The sequence below is a fragment of the Streptomyces sp. NBC_00154 genome, assembly GCF_026342835.1.
Classification (GTDB): Bacteria; Actinomycetota; Actinomycetes; order Streptomycetales; family Streptomycetaceae; genus Streptomyces.
Genome location: NZ_JAPEMI010000001.1, coordinates 3,835,359 through 3,855,641 on the forward strand (window position 1 = coordinate 3,835,359; position 20,283 = coordinate 3,855,641).

Annotated in this window: 18 protein-coding genes; 11 read left to right on the plus strand and 7 right to left on the minus strand. The window is 69.9% G+C overall.

From position 1 onward, the window contains the following. Window positions 1–69 precede the first annotated feature (69 nt). From OHA03_RS17300 to OHA03_RS17310, 3 genes are all read left to right on the plus strand, one after another. Window positions 70–1,785, plus strand: a complete 1,716-nt coding sequence (locus OHA03_RS17300; protein WP_267004738.1) for a PQQ-binding-like beta-propeller repeat protein — start codon at window positions 70–72, stop codon at window positions 1,783–1,785. A 226-nt stretch (window positions 1,786–2,011) separates the two neighbouring features. Further along, window positions 2,012–3,874 (plus strand): PQQ-binding-like beta-propeller repeat protein, encoded by a 1,863-nt coding sequence (locus OHA03_RS17305; protein WP_267004739.1) that lies wholly within the window; start codon window positions 2,012–2,014, stop codon window positions 3,872–3,874. Window positions 3,875–3,959: 85 nt separating this feature from the next. Beyond that, window positions 3,960–5,795 carry a PQQ-binding-like beta-propeller repeat protein gene (locus tag OHA03_RS17310; RefSeq protein ID WP_267004740.1) on the plus strand — a complete coding sequence of 612 codons (1,836 nt, stop codon included), beginning with the start codon at window positions 3,960–3,962 and terminating at the stop codon, window positions 5,793–5,795. 63 nt (window positions 5,796–5,858) lie between these two features. Here OHA03_RS17310 and OHA03_RS17315 read toward each other — a convergent pair whose 3' ends face one another. Beyond that, window positions 5,859–6,302, minus strand: coding sequence for a hypothetical protein (locus OHA03_RS17315; protein WP_267004741.1), 444 nt, complete (start codon window positions 6,300–6,302; stop codon window positions 5,859–5,861). Between the two features lie 259 nt (window positions 6,303–6,561). Here OHA03_RS17315 and OHA03_RS17320 point away from each other — a divergent pair, with 259 nt between their 5' ends. The 4 genes from OHA03_RS17320 (at window position 6,562) to galK (ending at window position 11,023) form a co-directional block, all read left to right on the plus strand. Then, entirely contained in the window at window positions 6,562–7,257 is a 696-nt protein-coding gene (locus OHA03_RS17320; protein ID WP_267004742.1) for a response regulator transcription factor, read from the plus strand. 558 nt (window positions 7,258–7,815) lie between these two features. Continuing rightward, window positions 7,816–8,859 (plus strand): galactose-1-phosphate uridylyltransferase, encoded by a 1,044-nt coding sequence (gene galT / locus OHA03_RS17325; RefSeq protein WP_267004743.1) that lies wholly within the window; start codon window positions 7,816–7,818, stop codon window positions 8,857–8,859. Next, the gene (galE, locus tag OHA03_RS17330) at window positions 8,856–9,860 is read left to right on the plus strand and encodes a UDP-glucose 4-epimerase GalE (protein WP_267004744.1); all 1,005 of its coding nucleotides are present in this window, start codon (window positions 8,856–8,858) and stop codon (window positions 9,858–9,860) included. The genes galT and galE overlap by 4 nt, the downstream gene beginning before the upstream one ends. Then, entirely contained in the window at window positions 9,857–11,023 is a 1,167-nt protein-coding gene (gene galK, locus OHA03_RS17335; RefSeq protein WP_267004745.1) for a galactokinase, read from the plus strand. Before galE ends, galK begins: the two co-directional genes overlap by 4 nt. Window positions 11,024–11,032: 9 nt before the next feature. Here galK and OHA03_RS17340 read toward each other — a convergent pair whose 3' ends face one another. Beyond that, window positions 11,033–11,476 (minus strand): GNAT family N-acetyltransferase, encoded by a 444-nt coding sequence (locus OHA03_RS17340; RefSeq protein WP_267004746.1) that lies wholly within the window; start codon window positions 11,474–11,476, stop codon window positions 11,033–11,035. Window positions 11,477–11,753: 277 nt separating this feature from the next. Between OHA03_RS17340 and OHA03_RS17345 the strand changes: the two genes are divergently transcribed. Beyond that, window positions 11,754–12,539: a response regulator transcription factor gene (locus OHA03_RS17345; protein ID WP_267008075.1), complete on the plus strand. Its 786-nt coding sequence runs from the start codon at window positions 11,754–11,756 to the stop codon at window positions 12,537–12,539. Here OHA03_RS17345 and OHA03_RS17350 read toward each other — a convergent pair. Next, window positions 12,498–12,995 carry a MarR family winged helix-turn-helix transcriptional regulator gene (locus OHA03_RS17350; RefSeq protein WP_030976849.1) on the minus strand — a complete coding sequence of 166 codons (498 nt, stop codon included), beginning with the start codon at window positions 12,993–12,995 and terminating at the stop codon, window positions 12,498–12,500. The genes OHA03_RS17345 and OHA03_RS17350 overlap by 42 nt on opposite strands. Before the next feature lie 88 nt (window positions 12,996–13,083). Here OHA03_RS17350 and OHA03_RS17355 point away from each other — a divergent pair, with 88 nt between their 5' ends. After that, window positions 13,084–13,881 (plus strand): trans-aconitate 2-methyltransferase, encoded by a 798-nt coding sequence (locus OHA03_RS17355; protein ID WP_267004747.1) that lies wholly within the window; start codon window positions 13,084–13,086, stop codon window positions 13,879–13,881. Then, window positions 13,881–14,246 carry a VOC family protein gene (locus OHA03_RS17360; protein ID WP_267004748.1) on the plus strand — a complete coding sequence of 122 codons (366 nt, stop codon included), beginning with the start codon at window positions 13,881–13,883 and terminating at the stop codon, window positions 14,244–14,246. The genes OHA03_RS17355 and OHA03_RS17360 overlap by 1 nt, the downstream gene beginning before the upstream one ends. Window positions 14,247–14,360: 114 nt before the next feature. On the opposite strand, the gene OHA03_RS17365 is transcribed toward OHA03_RS17360, so the two are convergent. Together OHA03_RS17365 and OHA03_RS17370 are read right to left on the minus strand one after the other, a co-directional pair. Next, entirely contained in the window at window positions 14,361–15,047 is a 687-nt protein-coding gene (locus OHA03_RS17365; protein WP_267004749.1) for a TetR/AcrR family transcriptional regulator, read from the minus strand. Further along, the gene (locus tag OHA03_RS17370; protein ID WP_267004750.1) at window positions 15,044–16,045 is read right to left on the minus strand and encodes a fatty acid desaturase; all 1,002 of its coding nucleotides are present in this window, start codon (window positions 16,043–16,045) and stop codon (window positions 15,044–15,046) included. The genes OHA03_RS17365 and OHA03_RS17370 overlap by 4 nt, the downstream gene beginning before the upstream one ends. 276 nt (window positions 16,046–16,321) lie before the next feature. Between OHA03_RS17370 and ppc the strand changes: the two genes are divergently transcribed. Beyond that, window positions 16,322–19,051, plus strand: coding sequence for a phosphoenolpyruvate carboxylase (ppc, locus tag OHA03_RS17375; protein WP_267004751.1), 2,730 nt, complete (start codon window positions 16,322–16,324; stop codon window positions 19,049–19,051). A 30-nt stretch (window positions 19,052–19,081) separates the two neighbouring features. Here ppc and OHA03_RS17380 read toward each other — a convergent pair whose 3' ends face one another. Together OHA03_RS17380 and pth are read right to left on the minus strand one after the other, a co-directional pair. Further along, window positions 19,082–19,552 (minus strand): hypothetical protein, encoded by a 471-nt coding sequence (locus tag OHA03_RS17380; protein WP_267004752.1) that lies wholly within the window; start codon window positions 19,550–19,552, stop codon window positions 19,082–19,084. Between the two features lie 86 nt (window positions 19,553–19,638). Further along, window positions 19,639–20,232, minus strand: coding sequence for an aminoacyl-tRNA hydrolase (gene pth, locus OHA03_RS17385; RefSeq protein WP_267004753.1), 594 nt, complete (start codon window positions 20,230–20,232; stop codon window positions 19,639–19,641). Between the last annotated feature and the right edge of the window lie 51 nt (window positions 20,233–20,283).

Below are 20,283 nucleotides of genomic sequence, written 5' to 3' on the forward strand. Positions count from 1 at the left end.
TGGTAGAAAGAAGGCTCGCCCGGCGCAGGTGCAGATGCCGGACCGATCCGCACGAAGGGGGACGTGCTGATGGCCCAGCCGCCCGGCCGGCAACCGTCGCAGGGAAGCTTCGGGGCTCCGTACGATCCGCCGCCGGAGTCGGTCCAGCAGTCGCCGGCGCCCGGATACGGCTCCGCGCCACCGCCCGGTCAGGCCGCGGGACCGTACGGCGTGCCTCAGCCCGGGCCGTACAACGCGCCCACGCAGCCCGGGCCGTACGGCTATCCGTCGCCGCGGCCGGGATACGGCTACCAGCAGCAGCAGCAGCAGCAGCAGCCGCAGCAGCCCCCGCGGCCTGGTGGTAGAGGGTTCTTCAGGGGCAGGCGCGGTGCGGTCATCGGTGCCGTGCTTGCGGTGGTGCTGCTGGCCGGCGGGGGCATCTGGTTCGCCACGAGCGGGGGCGACGACGAGTCGAAGCCCACGGCGAAGGCGAGCACCGGCCCCGGGCCGGGCGCCACCGGCGACGGCAAGGCCGAGGACCGGGGCACGCACGACCTCCGTGCCGAGGCCGACGCACTCAATGCCCAGCGCAAGCCGGGCGAGGCGAAGGTCCTCTGGCTCCAGGAGGGCGGCGTCGACCTGCCCCGCAACGGCTCGGACGTGTACGGCCCCTGGATCGTCGGCGACACCGTCGTCAAGGCCATGTTCCACACGGTCTCCGGCTACTCCGTGACCGACGGCAGCCGGAAATGGAGTCTTCGTATGCCGTCGAATCTGTGCGCGGCGCCTTCGCAGCCCACCGCCGACGGCAAGATCGTCTTCGGGATCAAGACCGGCACTGCGGACGACGCGCTCTGCAACTCCCTCCAGATGGTCGACCTCACGACCGGCAGGGCCAGCTGGCGCAAGACGTACCGGCGCCAGGGCGCCTGGGATCTGCTGTCCGACGTCTCGATGGCGATCAACGGTGACACCGTGACCGTGGGGCGCACCAGCAGGACGGACGCCTTCCGGGTCAGCGACGGCACGGTGCTCTTCGGGGAACTGCCGGGCAACTGCCAGCCGTTCGGCTTCGCCAGCGGCCCCGTGGCGATCGCCGCCACCAGTTGTCGGACCGCGGCCGACGACCACAAGGAGCAGCAGGTGCAGCGGATCGATCCGGTCACCGGAGAGGTCCGGTGGACGTACAAGGTCAAGAAGGGCTGGGAGGTTGCACAGTTCTACTCGGTCAGCCCGCTGGTCGTCTCGCTGAAGCAGGAGGACAAGTGGGCGATCATCGTGCTCAACGAGAACGGCACCTACCGGTCCCAACTGGTCGGCGGCACAGACGACTACGGGACGAAGTGCGGCGGTGACCTCCTCACCGAGGGCAAGAACCTCGACAACTGCCTCGGGGTGGCGGCCGACGACCGGATGGTCTACCTGGCGACAAAACCCCCCGAGGACGACCTCACCCCCACCAACAAGGTGGTCGCCTTCGATCTGAACACCGGTCAGGCGAAGTGGAAGGCCGCGGCCCCGGCCGGACAGATCCTCATGCCGATACGGACGGAGGACGGCAGGCTGCTGATGTACCTCGCCGCCGGGAAGAACAAGGGCGGCGGGATCGCGTCCCTCCCGCCGACCGGTGGCACGCCGCAGATGGTGCTGCGGCACCCGGCAGCGGCCTCCATGGTCGAGCGCGGCTTCTTCGATTCCAGGGTCGCCTATCAGAACGGGCGTTGCTTCCTCATGCACGCGAGGATCAGCGGGATCGACGACGAGGACGAGAAGTCGATGAAGTCGATGGCGGGCTTCGGCAGCTGACGGACCGAGGCGTAACGAGGGCATCACGGCGCGGTTCTCCCTTGGGAACAGGGGGCGGACCGACTCGGTGTCCGATGCGTTGCGGGTGGTACAAAGAAGCCCCGCTCGACTGTCGTGACGCCGCGGAATCCATGCCCGATTCGCTCCTTTCCGAGGGGAATTCAGCCCAGCGGAATCGCGGGGGAGACCGGAACGGGCACCGGACCGCACGAAGGGGGACGTGCTGATGACCCAGCCGCCCAGCCAGCAACCGCCGCAGGGAGGCTTCGGCGCTCCGCAGGAGCCGCCGCAGGGGAGTCCTCAGCCGGCGGCGCCCGGGCAGCCGCCGCAGGGTCAACCTCCCGCCCAGCCGCCGCAGATGCCTGCCGCGCCGCCGACACCCCCGCCGCCCGCTCAGCCGGGTTACGGCTACCCGCAGGCGCCGGGCCAGGCCCCCGGTTACGGCTACCCACAGCAGCCGGGACCGTACAACCAGCCGGGACCGTACGGCCAGCAGCCGGGGCCCTACGGCCAGCAGCCGGGCCCCTACGGTCAGCAGCCGGGCCCCTACGGTCAGCAGCCGCAGCCCGGTTACGGCTACCCGCAGCAGCAGTACCCCGGCGCCCCGATACCCGGCGGCCCCGGCGGCACGGGCGGTGGCAGCCCCTTCAAGGGGAAGCCCGCAGTGATCATCGGTGCCGCGGTCGCCGCCGCGATCGTCATCGCCGGTGGCGTGTTCCTCGCGACCAGCGGTGGTGACGACGACAAGAAGCCCGTCGCGCAATCGAGCACGGACGGCAAGGCACCGAGCGGTTCGCCCTCCGTCGACGAGGGCGACGGCAACGGCGACGGACGGCAGGCGGATGACGACCTCAACGCCGGGCGCAAGCCGGGCGAGGCCAAGGTCCTCTGGCTGCAGAAGAACGACGTCGACCTGCCGCGCAACGGCGCGGACGTGTACGGCCCCTGGGTCGTCGGCGACACCGTCGTCAAGGGCATGTACCGCGCGGTCTCCGGCTACTCGGTCGCCGACGGCAAGCAGAAGTGGACGCTGAAGCTGCCCGCCGACATGTGCGCGGCGCCTTCGCAGACCACCACCGACGGCAAGATCGTCATCGGGGTCAAGAACAACACCACCGACAAGGCGGACTGCTCGGACCTCCAGATGATCGACCTCAACACCGGCAAGGCCGGCTGGAAGAGGTCGATCAAGGAGAGCGGCCTCTTCGACTTGCTGTCGGACATCTCCCTCGCCATCAGCGGAGACACCGTCACGGTCGGCCGGACCGGCAACTCCAACGCCTTCCGGGTCAGCGACGGCAAGGAGCTGTTCGGCAAGCCGGCGGGCAACTGCCAGCCGTTCGCCTTCGCCGGCGGCCCCAAGCTGATCGCCGCCTCCAGTTGCCGCACCGACGACATCGACAACCCGCAGCACCAGATCCAGGAGATCGACCCGGCCACCGGCAAGCCCAAGTGGACGTACCGGCCGGCCCGTGGCTGGGAGATCGACCGGGTCTACTCGGTGAGCCCGCTCGTCGTCTCGCTGACCCAGAGCGAGAAGAAGAAGTGGAGCATCCTCGCGATCAAGGAGAACGGCACGCTCCGTTCGCAGTTGGTCGGTGACAAGGGCGACAAGTTCGCACCGGACTGCGGCAGCGCGTTCGCCATCTTCGGCAAGTCGCTGGACGGCTGTGTCGGTGTCGCCGCCGATGCCAACACCTTCTACATGGCGACCGAACCCGACTCCAGCGGCACCGCCCGTACGAACAAGGTCGTCGCGTTCAACCTGAACACCGGCAAGCCGAAGTGGAAGGCCGCGGCCCCGGCCGAGCAGACCGTGAAACCGCTGCGGATGGAGGGCGGCAATGTGCTGCTCTACGTGGAGGCCGGGTACAACAAGGGCGGCGGGATCGCCACCCTCGCCCCGACCGGTGGCGCTCCGCAGATGCTGCTCCGGCACCCGGAGTCGACGTCCCAGATCGAGAGCTCGTTCTACAACGCGAAGATCGTCTACGCGGACGGGCGTTCCTTCATCGCGAGCGGGCGGGTCAGCGCCAGCAACGACAAGGAAGAGCTGGAGACGAAGACCATGATGGCTTTCGGCAAGTGACGGCTCACGCAGGCACCCGACGGACCCTGACCGACCGCGACAGGTCCCGACCGACCGACTCTCCTTCCCTCGAGGTACGTACGCCATGACTCAGCCGCCCCAGCCGCCCAACGAGCCGCCCCAGGGCGGGTTCGGCGCCCCGCAGGACCCCCCGCCCGGTGGGTTCGGGGCACCGGTCCCGCCGCCCGCCGACCCGTTCGGCAAGCAGCCGCCCACTCCGCCCGCGGGCGGATTCGGCGCCCCGCAGGCGCAGCCGCCCGCCGGTGGTTTCGGCGCTCCGCAGACCCCGCCCGCCGGTCCGCCGCAGCAGCCCGGTTACGGCTATCCGCAGCAGCCCGGTTACGGCTACCCGCCGGGTCCCCCGGCCGGACAGGGCCTGCCGCCCGGCCAGCCGCCGCAGCAGGGCTACGGATACGGCTACCCGACCGCCCCGATGCAGCCGCAGTACGCGCCGCCGCAGCAGGGCGGGAACGGCGGTAAAAAGTTCACCACGCAGATGCAGATCATCGTTGCCGCGGTGGTCGCCGTGGCAGTGATCATCGGTGGTGGAATCTTCCTCGCCTCCGGTGGCGACGACAAGAAGAACGAGGTGTCCACCGCCGGTCCCACCGGTGGGGACAAGGGGGGTGAGGGTAACGGCGGCGGTGATGGCGCGGAGAAGGCGCCGGCGAACGTCAAGTCCGCCGTTGCTTTCCAACTGCCGCAGCCGAAGGTGGACGACGTCACGACGGTCGACGGCTCCTGGCTGACCGACAAGGCGTATGTGAAGACCGGCGTCGACGAGATCGTCGGCTACGACAAGGACAAGGGCACCAAGCTCTGGTCCATTCCGCTGGAGGGCCAGCTCTGCGCCGCCTCCCGGCACATGTCGAAGGACTACAAGACGGCCATCGTCTTCGAGGCGGGCAAGCCGACCAAGGCGAAGAAGTACCCGCCGTGCAACCAGGTCGGTGGGATCGACCTGAACACCGGAAAGCTGATGTGGAGCAAGCCGGTGACGGCCGCCACCAGCGGTGACGAGCCGGTCAGGTTCGACGAGGTCACGCTCAGCGGCTCCACGGTCGCCGCGGGCGGCACGGAGGGCGGCGCCGCCTTCGACCTGAACACCGGTGCCGAGCGCTGGAAGCCGAAGGCCGGCGCCGATGGCTGCTACGACAAGGGGTACGGCGGCGGCGACGCGCTCGCGGTGGTCCGCAAGTGCGGTACGTACGACAGCCCGCAGCTCGTCATCCAGGCGCTGAACCCGACGACGGGCGCCCCGCTCTCGTCGTTCAAGATGCCGCCCGGTGTCGCGTACGCGAGTATCGTCTCGACCAAGCCGCTGGTCGTCGCGGCGGATGTCGGCGACACCGCTGGTGACGGCAGTGGGATCTCGGACTTTTTTTCGCTCGACGCGTCAAGCGGCAAGCTCCTCACCAAGATTGCCGCGGACGGCGAGAAGTACGCCGCCCACTGCGGATCCACCGAGGTCGAGACCTGCCAGCAGGTGGTCGTCGGCAACAACCGGCTCTACCTGCCGACCGAGGAGCACGAGGGCACCGGCGAGTACGGCGACACCAACGAGATCGTCGCCTTCGACCTGACCACCGGCAAGCTCGTCGGAGACAAGGCCGACGCAGGTGACCGCTACACACTGTCCCCGGTGCGCATGGACGGCGGCAACGTCATTGCCTACAAGGCGCCCCCGTACGACAAGGGCGGCCAGATCGTCAGCATTGACGGTGAAACCTTCAAGCAGACCGTCCTGATGGAGAACCCGGCGGACGAGGCCGTGCGTGATGCGGAGAGCGGCTTCTCTGCGGACTACTCCGAGATCCTCTACAAGGGCGGGCGTCTGTACCTGTCCAGCAGGACGCTGAGCAAGGCCAATGGGTCCTTGGACGAGAAGCGCTACCTGGCGATGGCCTTCCGAACGGACTGACCGCCCGACGCGCATGTGGGGGTGGAGCCCATCCGCCGCCTCCACCCCCACATGTGCACGCTCTTAGACGCTGCTGTCGTCGAACGGCGGCTTCATATTGCTGGACCCGACGCAGGTCAGAATCTTGGACCCCTCCATCTGGCAGAGTTCAATCCGGGCGAGGGCAATCCAGCCGCCGGGGTTGGCGTAGCTAAATGCATCCCAGTGGGTACCCACGCCGGTGGAAACCTGGTGCAGGGGGAAGTAGTGGGTTCCGGCGTCCCCGTACGTGACCAGACGGACCGCGACGGAATGGCCGTCGGCGTCCCTGTCCTCCACGTACATGTACAGCGGGTCGAGCTTATAAGGGTTGACTTGCCAGCCAGCCTGTACCTTCGCGTATCCCCACGAGGTCGAGACGGAGGTGGCAGTGACGTTGGATGCGGCAGCGGCAGTGCCGGTGAACGCCGGGCCTGCCACCGCGGCGCATGCAGCCACTGTGACGAGCAAGGTCCTTTTCAGATGCATGGATCCCCCCAGAAATTAATCTGCCGTTGTCGGCACGCACCATACAACAGCGATGAATCGAACATGACGGAGCCTCAGCCCGGCCTGAGTGAAGGGAAAGTTGGTCATTCCGGGGGTCTTCTGCCTGGTAAGGGGCGCGCTACGTCGAACAAGCGTGTAGCTTGCCGGGTCAAAGGAGCCGGGGGCCGGGGCCTGTCGTCGGACCGGCGTCCGCCGCGCGACGCCTGGGTGTGGCTCCATTGCTGCGGGGGGTAACTCGATGGGCGTGCGGCTCATGGTGGTCGATGACCACAGACTGCTCGCCGAGGCGTTGGCCTCGGCGTTGAAATTGCGGGGTCACCGGGTGCTCGCGGCGGCCGCGCCGACCGCCGGTGCGGCGGAACTCGTGGTGAGCAGAGCCCCGGAGGTCTGTCTGTTCGGTACGGCGGCACCCGCTGAACCCGGGGCGTTCGACCCGATAGCCCGGATCAAGCGGGAGCGCCCGCAGGTGGCGGTGGTGGTGCTCGGACCGGTGCCGAGTCCGCGCGGGATCGCGGCGGCCTTCGCGGCCGGCGCCGCCGGGTATGTCAGGCACGACGAGCGGATAGAGGGCGTCGAGCGGGCGATGGTCAAGGCGCGGGCCGGCGAGGCGGCGATCGCGCCGCAACTGCTCCAGGGCGCCTTCGCCGAGCTGCTCAACCCGGCCGTCCAGCCGGACGACGAGGGGCAGCGGCTGCTGCGGATGCTCACCCCGCGCGAGGTCGAGGTCCTGGTGCGGGTCGCGGAGGGCGAGGACACCCGGCTGATCGCGGCCGGGATGCGGATCGCGCCGAGCACCGCGCGTACGCATGTGCAGCGGGTGCTGATGAAGCTGGGGGTCGGCTCACGGCTGGAGGCCGCGGCACTGGCGGCCCGCACCGGGCTGCTGGACCGCGCGGCGGTGGGCGGAACGACGAAGGGGCCGGACGCGGGGTGACGTCCGGCCCCTTCGGGGCGGTGCGGAGACTGCTCAGGCGTCCGGGCCGACGTCGGCGGAGCCGTCCGGCGCCGGTGCCGGACGCAGGCTTCGGAGCTGTGGAGACGGTGACGACGGCCATGACCTCCGCACCGGCGACGAAGCCGACGATCGCGGAGACGAAGTTGGCGCCCTGGTCGGTCGGGATGTCGATGACACCCTGCTCGTAGACCCAGAATTGACGCTCCTGTGAGCGCAGGCTGCTGCCGCGCTGCTCAAACACGTATGTGCGCTGCTCGAGCGCAATGTTTCACAGGGTGCGTGCCGCACGCCCCCACCGGGTCAGAACCTGTTCCTGCGCGCGGTTGGCATACAGCCGGCATCGGCGCCCCATGCCTGCCTTCACGCCAGGGAGCGTAAGGCCGGCTGCTCGGCGATTACCCGTGGATCGGGTCCACTTCACCCCTAAATGTTCGGGTCTGGAACGCGTGTGCGTCGACGAGGGCGGCCGGGCGCCCACTCATTGACGTGCGTGTTGGCTTGTGGTTTGTTGTGTGCGGTTATGTTTGGAGGAACCTGGTGAAGAAGACGGTTACGACGCTCGCCGACGGCCGGGAGCTGCTCTACTACGACAGCCGCGACGACGTGGTCCGGGACGCCGTCGACCGGCGGCCGCTCGACGCCGTATCGACCTCCTCCGAAATCCGCCGCGACCCCCTCCTCGGGGACAGCGTCGCCATCGCCTCGCACCGTCAGGGCCGCACGTACCACCCGCCGGCCGACGAGTGCCCGCTCTGCCCGTCCCGGGACGGGCGGCTCAGCGAGATCCCCGACGACCAGTACGACGTGGTCGTCTTCGAGAACCGCTTCCCCTCGCTCGCCGGTGACTCCGGCCGCTGCGAGGTCGTCTGCTTCACCTCCGACCACGACTCGTCGTTCGCCGACCTCACCGAGGAGCAGGCGGCCCTGGTCCTCGACGCCTGGACCGACCGCACCGCCGAACTCGCCGAGTTCGAGCAGGTCAAGCAGGTGTTCTGCTTCGAGAACCGGGGCGCCGAGATAGGCGTGACGCTCGGCCATCCGCACGGGCAGATCTACGCGTACCCCTTCGTCACCCCGCGCACCGAGCTGATGCTCCGCTCGATGAAGGCGCACCGCGAGCGGACCGGTGGCAACCTCTTCGACGACATCGTGGCCCGCGAGCTGGCCGACGGCGATCGCGTGGTGCTGACCGGCGAGCACTGGGTGGCCTTCGTCCCGTACGCCGCGCACTGGCCGTACGAGGTGCATCTGCACCCGCGCCGGCGCGTTCCCGACCTGCGGGAACTCGACGAAGGGGCGCGCACAGAGTTCGCACAGATCTATCTGGAACTCTTGAGGCGATTCGACCGGATCTTCGGCCCCGGTGAGCCGCCGACCCCGTACATCGCGGCCTGGCACCAGGCGCCGTTCGGAGTCCCCGGGCGGGAGGAGTTCGGGCTTCACCTCGAGCTTTTCACCATCCGACGTACCTCCGGCAAGCTGAAGTTCCTCGCGGGTTCCGAGTCCGGCATGAGTGTGTTCATCAACGACGTGCCGCCGGAGGCCGCGGCCCAGCGACTGCGAGAGGTAGCGAGCGAGTGAGCAAGCCCCAGAGCGACCCCCGGCTCAGCCCCCGGAAGAAGTACCTGGTCACAGGCGGCGCCGGATATGTCGGCAGTGTGGTCGCCGCGCATCTTCTCGAAGCCGGTCACGAGGTGACCGTCCTCGACGACCTGTCGACCGGGTTCCGTGAGGGCGTCCCCGCCGGGGCCGAGTTCATCGAGGGCCGTATCCAGGACGCCGCGCGCTGGCTGGACTCCTCCTACGACGGGGTGCTGCACTTCGCCGCGTACTCCCAGGTCGGCGAGTCCGTCACCGACCCGGAGAAGTACTGGGTCAACAACGTCGGCGGATCCACCGCCCTGCTCGCCGCGATGCGTGACGCGGGTGTCCGCACCCTGGTCTTCTCCTCCACGGCCGCGACCTACGGCGAACCGGTCTCCAGCCCGATCACGGAGTCCGACCCGACCGCCCCCACCAACCCGTACGGCGCGACGAAGCTGGCCGTCGACCACATGATCACCGGCGAGGCGGCCGCGCACGGACTGGCCGCGGTCTCGCTGCGCTACTTCAACGTCGCCGGGGCGTACGGCAGCCACGGGGAGCGGCACAGCCCCGAGTCGCACCTGATTCCGCTGGTCCTCCAGGTCGCGCTCGGCCGGCGCGAGTCGATCTCCGTCTACGGCGACGACTACCCGACCCCCGACGGCAGCTGCGTACGTGACTACATCCACGTCGCGGACCTGGCCGAGGCCCACCTCCTGGCCCTGGACGCGGCCACCGCGGGCGAACACCTGATCTGCAACCTCGGCAACGGCAACGGTTTCTCGGTGCGCGAGGTCATCGAGACCGTCCGCAAGGTCACCGGCCACCCGGTCCCCGAGATCGCGGCCCCCCGCCGCGCCGGTGACCCGGCCGTGCTGGTCGCCTCCGCCACCACTGCCAGGGAGCGGCTCGGCTGGCAGCCGAGCCGTGCCGACCTGGCCGGAATCGTCTCCGACGCCTGGACGTTCGCCCGCCGAGAGGAGCCCACCGCGCCATGACCGACAACGCTGAGCTGGTCACCGCTTTCACCGAGCTGTACGGCACCGCCCCCGAAGGAGTCTGGGCGGCGCCCGGCCGGGTCAACCTGATCGGCGAGTACACCGACTTCAACGACGGCTTCGTGATGCCGCTCGCGCTGCCGCACACCGCGCGCGCGGCCGTCGCCCGCCGCACCGACGGCGAGCTGCGGCTGCACTCGACCGACGTGCCGGGCGGTGTCGTCCAGCTCCGCGTCGACGAGCTGGCCCCGCACTCCGGGCACGGCTGGGCGGCCTACCCGGCCGGCGTCGTCTGGGCGCTGCGCGAGGCGGGCCACCAGGTCACCGGCGCGGACATCCAGCTGACCTCGACCGTCCCCACCGGCGCCGGGCTCTCCTCGTCCGCCGCCCTCGAAGTGGTCACCGCGCTCGCGCTGAACGACCTCTTCGAGCTCGGCCTGTCCGCGTCCGAGCTGGCGGTGCTTGCGCAGCGCGCCGAGAACGCGTTCGTCGGCGTGCCGTGCGGAGTCATGGACCAGATGGCGTCGGCCTGCTGCACCGACGGCCACGCCCTGCACCTCGACACCCGCGACCTCACCCAGCGCCAGGTCCCGTTCGACCTGTCCGCGCACGGTCTGCGGCTGCTGGTCGTCGACACCCGGGTCAAGCACGCGCTGGGCGACGGCGCGTACGCGGAGCGGCGGGCCGGCTGCGAGGCGGGCGCGCGGGCGCTCGGCATCGGGACGCTGCGCGATCTTCCGTACGACGGTCTCGGCGCCGCGCTCGACACCCTCGCCGAGTCCGGTGCCGACGAGTCGGTCGTGCGGTACGTACGCCATGTGGTCAGCGACAACGCGCGGGTGGAGCAGGTCATCGCGCTGCTCGACGCGGGCGATGTGCGCGCCGCCGGCCCCGTCCTCACGGCGGGCCATGTCTCGCTCCGTGACGATCTGCGGGTCTCCTGTCCCGAACTGGATCTGGTGGTCTCCGCGGCGAACGCGGCCGGGGCGCTGGGCGCGCGGATGACCGGCGGCGGCTTCGGCGGGTCGGCGATCGTGCTGGTGGAGGAGGCGGACACGGACGCGGTCACCAAGTCGGTGCTGGAGGCGTTCACTTCGGCGGGATACGCGGCGCCCGGGGTCTTTCCGGCGGTCCCGTCGGCAGGCGCCCGCCGCACCGGCTGAGCCCGTCGGTCAGCCGAAGGTCTTCGTCAGGATGAACTCGGTGACACCGGGCGGGTAGTTGTCGACCCGCCCGATCACCTCGTACCCCCGCTTGCGGTAGAAGTCGGGGGCCTGGAACCCCCAGGTCTCCAGCCGGGAGCGGGTGCAGGCGCGGTCCGTCTCCGCCACCCGTTCGGCCTCGGCGAGCAGCTGCGAGCCGATGCCGGAGCCGCGATGCCGGTCATCGACCCAGAGCAGATCCACATGGAGCCAGTACGCCCAGGTGCGTCCGGTCAGCCCGCCGGCCAGCCCGCCTCGGCCGTCCATCGCCCAAACCTCCAGCGGGAGTTCGTGCTCGGCGGGCGTGGCGAGCAGGGCGCGGAGCTCCGGGGAGCGTTCCCTGTTGCTGTGGTGCAGCCGTTCACCCAGCAGAAGACGACGATCTTTGTCTACTTCTGTCTCAAGACGAAACATGAACCACACCCTAAACACCGAGGTCCATCAGTTCTGTGAATTACCTTCCGCTCCGGGCCCTCAGTCGTACGCTGATGCACAGCACCGGTGGGGGCCGGTGCTGATTCAGGGGTACGAGACAGTCGGGTACGACGCCCGGGGCGGGGTGGCAGTCTGCACACGGCGGCGGCCGTAGGGCTGAGGTTCACCCATCGCTCCGGGCGTCGTGCCCGCACCGGTCCGTCCCCGTCGGGGGGCCAGGGGGTGGCCCCGCACCAGACGCAGCATGGGGGTGCCTGTGGTTCGTATCCGGGTTCTCGTGGTGGACGACCACCGCATTTTCGCCGAGTCGCTCGCGGCGGCCCTCGCGGCCGAGCCGGACGTCGACGTGGCGGCGGCGGGCAGCGGTCCCGCCGCGCTGCGATGTCTGGAGCGGGCGGCCGCCGAAGGCCGTAGGTACGACGTGATACTCGTCGACGCCGAACTCGGCACCCTGTCGTCGGGCGGTGGACGCATGGCCTCGGGCCCGGTCCCGGTACCCGCACCGAACAGCGGCGAGAGCCCGCCGGTCGACGGGCTCTCGCTGGTCGCCGGCGTCCGTTCGGGCCAGCCGTCCGCCCGTACGGTGGTGCTCGCCGAGAAGGACGACCCACGCCGGGCTGCGCTCGCGCTGCAGGCCGGGGCGTCGGGCTGGGTCGCCAAGGACTGCTCGCTGCAACGGCTGCTCACGGTCATCCGGGGCGTGCTCCGCGACGAGACGCATCTTCCTCCTGCGCTGCTCACCGGTGTGCTGCGGGAGCTGACGGCGGCCCGCAAGCACCGCACCGAGAGCGAGCGGCTGGTCGAGTCGCTGACCCCGCGCGAGCGCGAGGTGCTGCGCTGCATGGTGGCTGGGCTGGGCCGCAAGGCGGTGGCGGAGCGGCTCTTCCTCTCCCCGCACACGGTGCGTACGCATATGCAGAACGTGCTGGGAAAGCTGGGCGTGCACTCGACGCTGGCCGCCGTCGCGCTGGCCCGACGGGCGGGCGTCGGACCGGCCGAGCTAGCCGGGGATGTTGTCGAACGGGGCGGTCAACTGGCGTAGTAGCGAGGCCAGCTCACCACGCTGGTGACGGGAGAGTTCGCCCAGGATGGCACGCTCCTGGGCGAGCAGGCCGGCCAGCGACTGGTCGGCCTTGTCGCGCCCCTCGGGGGTGAGCCGGACCAGCACGCCCCGCCGGTCGCTGGGGTCGGGGAGCCGCTCGACCAGGTTCTTCTTGGTCAGCCGGTCGATGCGGTTGGTCATCGTGCCCGAAGTGACCAGCGTCTGGGTCAGCAGCTGGCCGGGGGAGAGCTGATACGGGGCACCGGCGCGGCGCAGCGACGTCAGTACGTCGAACTCCCACGGCTCAAGATTGTGTTCGGAGAACGCGATCCGGCGGGCCCGGTCGAGGTGGCGGGCGAGGCGCGAGACGCGGCTGAGCACCTCGAGCGGTTCCACGTCGAGGTCGGGGCGCTCGCGGCGCCATGCAGCGACCAGACGGTCGACCTCGTCCTCCATGTGGATCAGTGTAAAGGGTCTGTCGACATGAAGTCTCTTGAATTCAAGTGTCTTGACATCAAGATACCTGGATGGTGATCCTGACTGCATGACGACACCCACCTGGGACCCGCAGCAGTACCTGCGCCACGCCGACCACCGCACCCGCCCGTTCCACGACCTCCTGGCCCGCATCCCCGAGCTCCCGGCCGCACCCGCACCCCGCATCGCGGACCTCGGCTGCGGAGCGGGCAACGTGACGGCCCTCCTCGCCGACCGCTGGCCCGAGGCCCGCATCACCGGCTACGACAATTCCCCCCAGATGCTGGAACAGGCCCGCGCCCACGCCACCCCCTTCCTGGACTTCGCCGAGGCGGACGCCACGACCTGGACGCCGGCCGAACCGTACGACCTGATCGTCTCCAACGCCCTGCTCCAGTGGGTCCCCGGCCACACCGACCGCTTCCCGGCCTGGCTGGACGCCATCACCCCCGGCGGTACGTTTGCCTTCCAGGTACCCGGCAACTTCGACCAGCCCACGCACGTCCTGATGCGCGAACTGGCCGAGTCCCCGCGCTGGCGCTCCCGCCTGACCGGCATCCTGCGCCACGCCGACGCCGTCCTGACACCCACCGCCTACCTCGACGCGCTCACGGCCCCCGGCATCACGGCGGACGTCTGGGAGACCACCTACCTCCACCTCCTGCAGGGCGAGGACGCCGCCCTCGACTGGGTCAAGGGCACCGGCCTGCGCCCGATCCTGACGGCGCTCGCGGACGACCCGCAGGCCAAGGACGCCTTCCTCACCGAATACCGCGACGCGCTGCGCACCGCCTACCCGAAGGGCCCGCACGGCACGGTCTTCCCGTTCCGCCGCATCTTCGCCGTGGCCCACAAGGAGAAGTGATGATCGCCGCAATGGACCACGTCCAACTGGCCGCCCCGGCAGGCTCGGAGGACGCGCTTCGCGCCTTCTACGTGGACGCCCTCGGCATGACGGAGATCCCGAAGCCGCCGGTCCTCGCAACCCGCGGCGGCTGCTGGTTCCGGACGGGCCCCGTCCAGCTGCACCTGGGCATCGAAGCGGAGTTCCACCCCGCGAAGAAGGCCCACCCGGGGCTGCGGGTCACGGACATCGAGGCGTTCGCGGCGCGCCTGGAGGCGCACGGCGCACAGGTGCAGTGGGACGGCGACCTGCCGGGCCACCGCCGGTTCTTCAGCCACGACCCGGTCGGCAACCGGCTGGAGTTCCTGGAACCGGTGGACGGCTGAGCACCGGAGCCGGTTCGGGACGGGACACAGGCCAACGGCCGGCGGGCCCACCCCTGACGACAGGGCGGGCCCGCTCACACACCGCGTCGGCGCGCCGGTACTCCCGGTGGCCGGTCAGTTCTTGCGATGGCCGATCAGCCGCGGCTTCGACTCCAGATTCTCCAGACCGTGCCAGGCCAGGTTCACCAGATGCGCCGCCACCTCCGCCTTCTTCGGCTTGCGTACGTTCAGCCACCACTGGCCCGTCAGCGCCACCATGCCGACCAGCGCCTGCGCGTACAGCGGGGCCAGCTTCGGGTCGAAGCCGCGGGCCTTGAACTCCAGGCCCAGGATGTCCTCCACCTGGGTGGCGATGTCACTGATCAGCGACGCGAAGGTGCCCGTCGACTGGGCGACGGGGGAGTCGCGGACCAGGATGCGGAAGCCGTCCGTATACGTCTCGATGTAGTCGAGCAGTGCGAACGCGGCCTGTTCCAGGAGCTCGCGCGGGTGGCCCGCCGTCAGGGCGCTGGTCACCATGTCGAGGAGCTGGCGCATCTCGCGGTCCACCACGACGGCGTACAGGCCCTCCTTGCCGCCGAAGTGTTCGTAGACGACCGGCTTGGAGACGCCGGCGCGGGCCGCGATCTCCTCGACCGAGGTGCCTTCGAAACCCTTGTCGGCGAAGAGGATGCGGCCGATGTCCAGCAGCTGTTCGCGGCGTTCCTTGCCCGTCATCCTCACGCGGCGGGTCCGCCGGGTGGAGGAGGGACGGTTCTTCTCGCTGCTCGTGCTGCCGTCGGTCGCCACGTCGTCAATCATGCCGCGTCGGAGCGCGCGGTCTCGCTCCGGGCGTCGATACGCCGGGAGTCGATCCGGGACGCGTCCGGCCAGCGCACGTCGTACGCCCAGCCGAGCTTCTCGAACCAGCGGATCAGCCGGGCGCTGGAGTCGACCTGGCCCTTCATGACCCCGTGCCGGGCGCTCGTCGGGTCCGCATGGTGCAGGTTGTGCCAGGACTCGCCGCAGGACAGGACCGCCAGCCACCACACATTGCCGGACCGGTCCCGGGACTTGAAGGGGCGCTTGCCGACCGCGTGGCAGATGGAGTTGATCGACCAGGTGACGTGGTGCAGGAGAGCCACCCGTACGAGAGAGCCCCAGAAGAACGCCGTCGCCGCACCCCACCACGACATCGTCACCAGACCGCCGACCAGTGGCGGGATCGCCAGCGAGACGATCGTGAACGTGAGGAAGTGGCGGGAGATCCCGCGCAGCGCCGGGTCCTTGACCAGGTCCGGGGCGTACTTGTGCTGCGGCGTCTGCTCCTCGTCGAACATCCAGCCGATGTGCGCCCACCACAGGCCCTTCATCAGGGCCGGGAGCGTCTCGCCGAACCGCCACGGCGAATGCGGGTCGCCCTCGGCGTCGGAGAAGCGGTGGTGCTTGCGGTGGTCGGCCACCCAGCGCACCAGCGGGCCCTCCACGGCGAGCGACCCGGCGACGGCCAGGGCGATACGGAGCGGGCGTTTCGCCTTGAAGGAACCGTGGGTGAAGTAGCGGTGGAAACCGATCGTGATGCCGTGGACGCCGGTGAAGTACATGGCGACCAGCAGGCCCAGATCGAGCCAGCTCACACCGCGGCCCCAGGCCAGCGGAACCGCCGCGACCAGCGCCACGAACGGCACCACGATGAAAAGCAGCAGCGCGATCTGCTCGATCGAACGCTTGTTGTCGCCGCCGAGCGTGGCGGAGGGGAGAACCGGACCGTCGGCCGCCGGTGTCCGGGCGTCGTCGATCACGTCGGGGGTGCTGTTCATGGGGAGCCCCTGGAGGGTGAGAAGTACGACGGATAGCTCTGGCTACGCATCCGTAACCTACGGTTTCGTAAGTATGACAGCGCCGAGGCCCGCAGCACGAGAGCTGAGGGCCTCGGCCATGAAGGGGAACGGTGGTCGGGCCGAGAGCAGCGCCGACGGCGCGGACACCTATCCTGGAAGCGTCGGACAGCGCGGTCCGCACTCTGCTTTCCCGGGGCCTGCTGCCAGCCGCCGGCCCCGGATCCGGTGCTCAACCACTGCAAGGAGCCGCACACTGTGAGCAGTGCCGACCAGACCCCCGCCGCCAACGCCGAGCTGCGCGCCGACATCCGCCGCCTCGGCGACCTGCTGGGCGAGACACTCGTACGCCAGGAGGGCCAGGAACTCCTCGACCTCGTCGAGCGTGTCCGCGCCCTGACCCGTACCGACGGCGAGGCCGCCGCCGAACTCCTCGGCGACACGGACCTGGAGACCGCCGCACAGCTGGTGCGCGCCTTCTCCACCTACTTCCACCTGGCCAACGTGACCGAGCAGGTCCACCGCGCCCACGAGATGCGCGACCGGCGCGCCGCGGAGGGCGGGCTGCTGGCCCGTACCGCCGACCGGCTGAAGGACGCGGACCCCGAGCACCTGCGCGAGACCGTCAAGAACCTCAACGTACGGCCCGTCTTCACCGCGCACCCCACCGAGGCGGCGCGGCGCTCCGTACTGAACAAGCTCCGCCGCATCGCCGAGCTGCTCGACACCCCCGTCATCGAGGCCGACCGGCGCCGCCACGACCTGCGGCTCGCCGAGAACATCGACCTCATCTGGCAGACCGACGAACTGCGCGTGGTCCGCCCCGAGCCGGCCGACGAGGCCCGCAACGCCATCTACTACCTCGACGAACTGCACGCCAACGCCGTCGGGGACGTACTTGAGGACCTCGCGGCCGAGCTGGAGCGGGTCGGCGTCGAGCTGCCCGCCGGAACCCGCCCGCTGACCTTCGGCACCTGGATCGGCGGCGACCGCGACGGCAACCCCAACGTGACACCCGCCGTCACCTGGGATGTGCTGATCCTCCAGCACGAACACGGCATCACCGACGCGCTGGAACTCGTCGACCACCTGCGCGGTCAACTCTCCAACTCCATCCGCTACACCGGCGCCACCGACGAGCTGCTGACCTCCCTGCAGACCGACCTGGAACGCCTCCCCGAGATCAGCCCGCGCTACAAGCGGCTGAACGCCGAGGAGCCGTACCGCCTCAAGGCCACCTGCATCCGGCAGAAGCTCGTCAACACCCGCGAACGCCTCGCCGGCGGCACCCCGCACCGCCCCGGCTGCGACTACCTCGGCACCACCGAACTCCTCGCCGACCTGGAACTCATCCAGACCTCCCTGCGCGAACACCGCTGCGGCCTCTTCGCCGACGGGCGGATGAACCGCACCATCCGCACCCTCTCCGCATTCGGCCTGCAGCTCGCCACCATGGACGTACGCGAACACGCCGACGCCCACCACCACGCCCTCGGCCAGCTCTTCGACCGGCTCGGCGAGGAATCCTGGCGCTACGCCGACATGCCGCGCGACTACCGGCAGAAGCTCCTAGCCAAGGAGCTCCGCTCACGCCGCCCGCTCGCCCCGACCCCGGCCCCGCTGGACGCCGCGGGCGAGAAGACCCTCGGCGTCTTCCACACCATCAAGGAAGCCTTCGAACGATTCGGCCCCGAGGTCATCGAGTCGTACATCATCTCGATGTGCCAGGGCGCCGACGATGTCTTCGCCGCCGCCGTACTCGCCCGCGAGGCCGGACTGCTCGACCTGCACGGCGGCTGGGCCAAGATCGGCATCGTGCCGCTCCTGGAGACCACCGACGAGCTGCGCGCCGCCGACGTGATCCTCGACGAAATGCTCGCCGACCCGTCCTACCGGCGGCTCGTCTCCCTCCGCGGCGACGTCCAGGAGGTCATGCTCGGATACTCCGACTCCTCCAAGTTCGGCGGCATCACCACCTCCCAGTGGGAGATCCACCGCGCACAGCGCCGGCTCCGCGACGTCGCCCACCGCTACGGCGTACGGCTGCGGCTCTTCCACGGCCGCGGCGGCACCGTCGGCCGCGGCGGCGGCCCCTCGCACGACGCGATCCTCGCGCAGCCGTGGGGCACGCTGGAGGGCGAGATCAAGGTGACCGAACAGGGCGAGGTCATCTCGGACAAGTACCTCATCCCCGCGCTCGCCCGGGAGAACCTGGAGCTGACCGTCGCGGCCACCCTCCAGGCGTCCGCGCTGCACACCGCGCCCCGCCAGTCCGACGAGGCCCTCGCACGCTGGGACGCGGCGATGGACACCGTCTCCGACGCCGCGCACGACGCGTACCGCAAGCTGGTCGAGGACCCCGACCTGCCCGCGTACTTCTTCGCATCCACCCCCGTCGACCAGCTCGCCGAACTCCACCTCGGCTCGCGCCCCTCGCGCCGCCCGGACTCCGGCGCCGGACTCGACGGCCTGCGGGCCATCCCGTGGGTCTTCGGCTGGACCCAGTCCCGGCAGATCGTGCCCGGCTGGTACGGCGTCGGCTCCGGGCTCAAGGCACTGCGCGAAGCCGGCCTGGACACCGTTCTGGAAGAGATGCACGAACAGTGGCACTTCTTCCGTAACTTCATCTCGAACGTGGAGATGACACTCGCCAAGACCGACCTGCGGATCGCCCGCCACTACGTCGACACACTCGTCCCCGACGAGCTGAAGCACGTCTTCGCCGACATCGAGGCGGAACACGCGCTCACGGTCGAGGAAGTCCTCAAGGTCACCGGCGGGACCGAACTGCTCGGCACCAGCCCGGTGCTCCAGCAGACCTTCTCCATCCGCGACGCCTACCTGGACCCGATCTCCTACCTCCAGGTCTCACTCCTGGCCCGCCAGCGCGCGGCCGCGGAGCGCGGCGAGGAAGCCGACCCGCTGCTCGCCCGGGCCCTGCTGCTCACCGTGAACGGTGTCGCCGCAGGCCTGCGCAACACCGGCTGACCCGCCGGGCAGTGCGCGGGCGCGGTTCTGTCACAGGGCGATGAACGTCGCCACCAGCAGAGCCGCGCCCGCGATCCCGACGGACCAGGCGACCCGGGTCAGCCGCAGACCACCGCCGATGACCAGGGCGGCCAGCAGCAGCGCACCGCCCAGTGGCGTCCAGGCATGCAGAAAACCCGGAAGCCCCGTGCGTACGACAACGTCCGTGCCGGGCTTCACGACGACCGGGAACCTGCCGCCCTTCCGCACCGCGACGGACTTCTCCGTCGTCACACGCGGGCGGGCGGTGGCGCCGTCGGCCGGAGCGAACGGACCCGTACAGACGTCGGCACCGCAGCCGGTGACGGTCATCGTGCCGTGCTCACGGCCCTTGGCGAGGACGATGTGCTGCGCCGAGTCCCAGGACGACACGACGCCCGCGACGAGCAGCAGCAGCGCGATACAGCCCATGGCTGCGCCACGGCCGTACAGGAGGGCGGGGTGGGTGGGGCTCCGCTTCATGGGGAGCGATCCTTGGCCAAGCGAACGCTTTCGGTCAACTCAGAGTCAGCCCATGGCCAGAAAAGACCCCGAATTGCGCGGCTAACTCACGAGTTGTACGCGCTCTGCGCGCGCTCCAGACCCTCCGCGAGCAGGCATTCCACCGAGTCCGCCGCCCGGTCCACCAGATAACCGAGCTCCTTGCGCTCGGTGGACGAGAAGTCCTTCAGTACAAAGTCCGCAACCTGCATCCGGCCCGGCGGCCGGCCGATCCCGAACCGGACCCGGTGATAGTCGGAGCCCATCGACTTCGTCATCGACTTCAGCCCGTTGTGCCCGTTGTCACCGCCGCCCAGCTTCAGCCGCAGCATCCCGTAGTCGATGTCCAGCTCGTCATGGATCGCCACGATGTGTTCGGTCGGCACCTTGTAGAAGTCGCGCAGCGCCGTGACAGGGCCACCGGAAAGATTCATGTACGACATCGGCTTGGCCAGGATCACGCGGCGGTTCGCCGGTCCGGGCGGGCCGATGCGGCCCTCGACGACCTGCGCCTGGGCCTTCTGCGCCCGCTTGAACTTCCCGCCGATCCGCTCCGCGAGAAGGTCGGCGACCATGAAGCCGACATTGTGCCGGTTGGCCGCGTACTCGGGACCGGGATTGCCGAGGCCCACGATGAGCCAGGGGTCGGTGGCTTCGGACATCTGCGCTCGGTCTCCTTCGCGTACGGATGGTTCCGGATGGCCCGGATACAG

What these genes read in the sequence shown, in the direction of transcription:
- OHA03_RS17300 (WP_267004738.1), top strand. Translation starts at nt 70, where the DNA reads ATGGCCCAGCCGCCCGGCCGGCAACCGTCGCAGGGAAGCTTCGGGGCT.
- OHA03_RS17305 (WP_267004739.1), top strand. Translation starts at nt 2,012, where the DNA reads ATGACCCAGCCGCCCAGCCAGCAACCGCCGCAGGGAGGCTTCGGCGCT.
- OHA03_RS17310 (WP_267004740.1), top strand. Translation starts at nt 3,960, where the DNA reads ATGACTCAGCCGCCCCAGCCGCCCAACGAGCCGCCCCAGGGCGGGTTC.
- OHA03_RS17315 (WP_267004741.1), bottom strand. Translation starts at nt 6,302, where the DNA reads ATGCATCTGAAAAGGACCTTGCTCGTCACAGTGGCTGCATGCGCCGCG.
- OHA03_RS17320 (WP_267004742.1), top strand. Translation starts at nt 6,562, where the DNA reads ATGGGCGTGCGGCTCATGGTGGTCGATGACCACAGACTGCTCGCCGAG.
- galK (WP_267004745.1), top strand. Translation starts at nt 9,857, where the DNA reads ATGACCGACAACGCTGAGCTGGTCACCGCTTTCACCGAGCTGTACGGC.
- OHA03_RS17340 (WP_267004746.1), bottom strand. Translation starts at nt 11,476, where the DNA reads ATGTTTCGTCTTGAGACAGAAGTAGACAAAGATCGTCGTCTTCTGCTG.
- OHA03_RS17350 (WP_030976849.1), bottom strand. Translation starts at nt 12,995, where the DNA reads ATGGAGGACGAGGTCGACCGTCTGGTCGCTGCATGGCGCCGCGAGCGC.
- OHA03_RS17355 (WP_267004747.1), top strand. Translation starts at nt 13,084, where the DNA reads ATGACGACACCCACCTGGGACCCGCAGCAGTACCTGCGCCACGCCGAC.
- OHA03_RS17360 (WP_267004748.1), top strand. Translation starts at nt 13,881, where the DNA reads ATGATCGCCGCAATGGACCACGTCCAACTGGCCGCCCCGGCAGGCTCG.
- OHA03_RS17365 (WP_267004749.1), bottom strand. Translation starts at nt 15,047, where the DNA reads ATGATTGACGACGTGGCGACCGACGGCAGCACGAGCAGCGAGAAGAAC.
- OHA03_RS17370 (WP_267004750.1), bottom strand. Translation starts at nt 16,045, where the DNA reads ATGAACAGCACCCCCGACGTGATCGACGACGCCCGGACACCGGCGGCC.
- OHA03_RS17380 (WP_267004752.1), bottom strand. Translation starts at nt 19,552, where the DNA reads ATGAAGCGGAGCCCCACCCACCCCGCCCTCCTGTACGGCCGTGGCGCA.
- pth (WP_267004753.1), bottom strand. Translation starts at nt 20,232, where the DNA reads ATGTCCGAAGCCACCGACCCCTGGCTCATCGTGGGCCTCGGCAATCCC.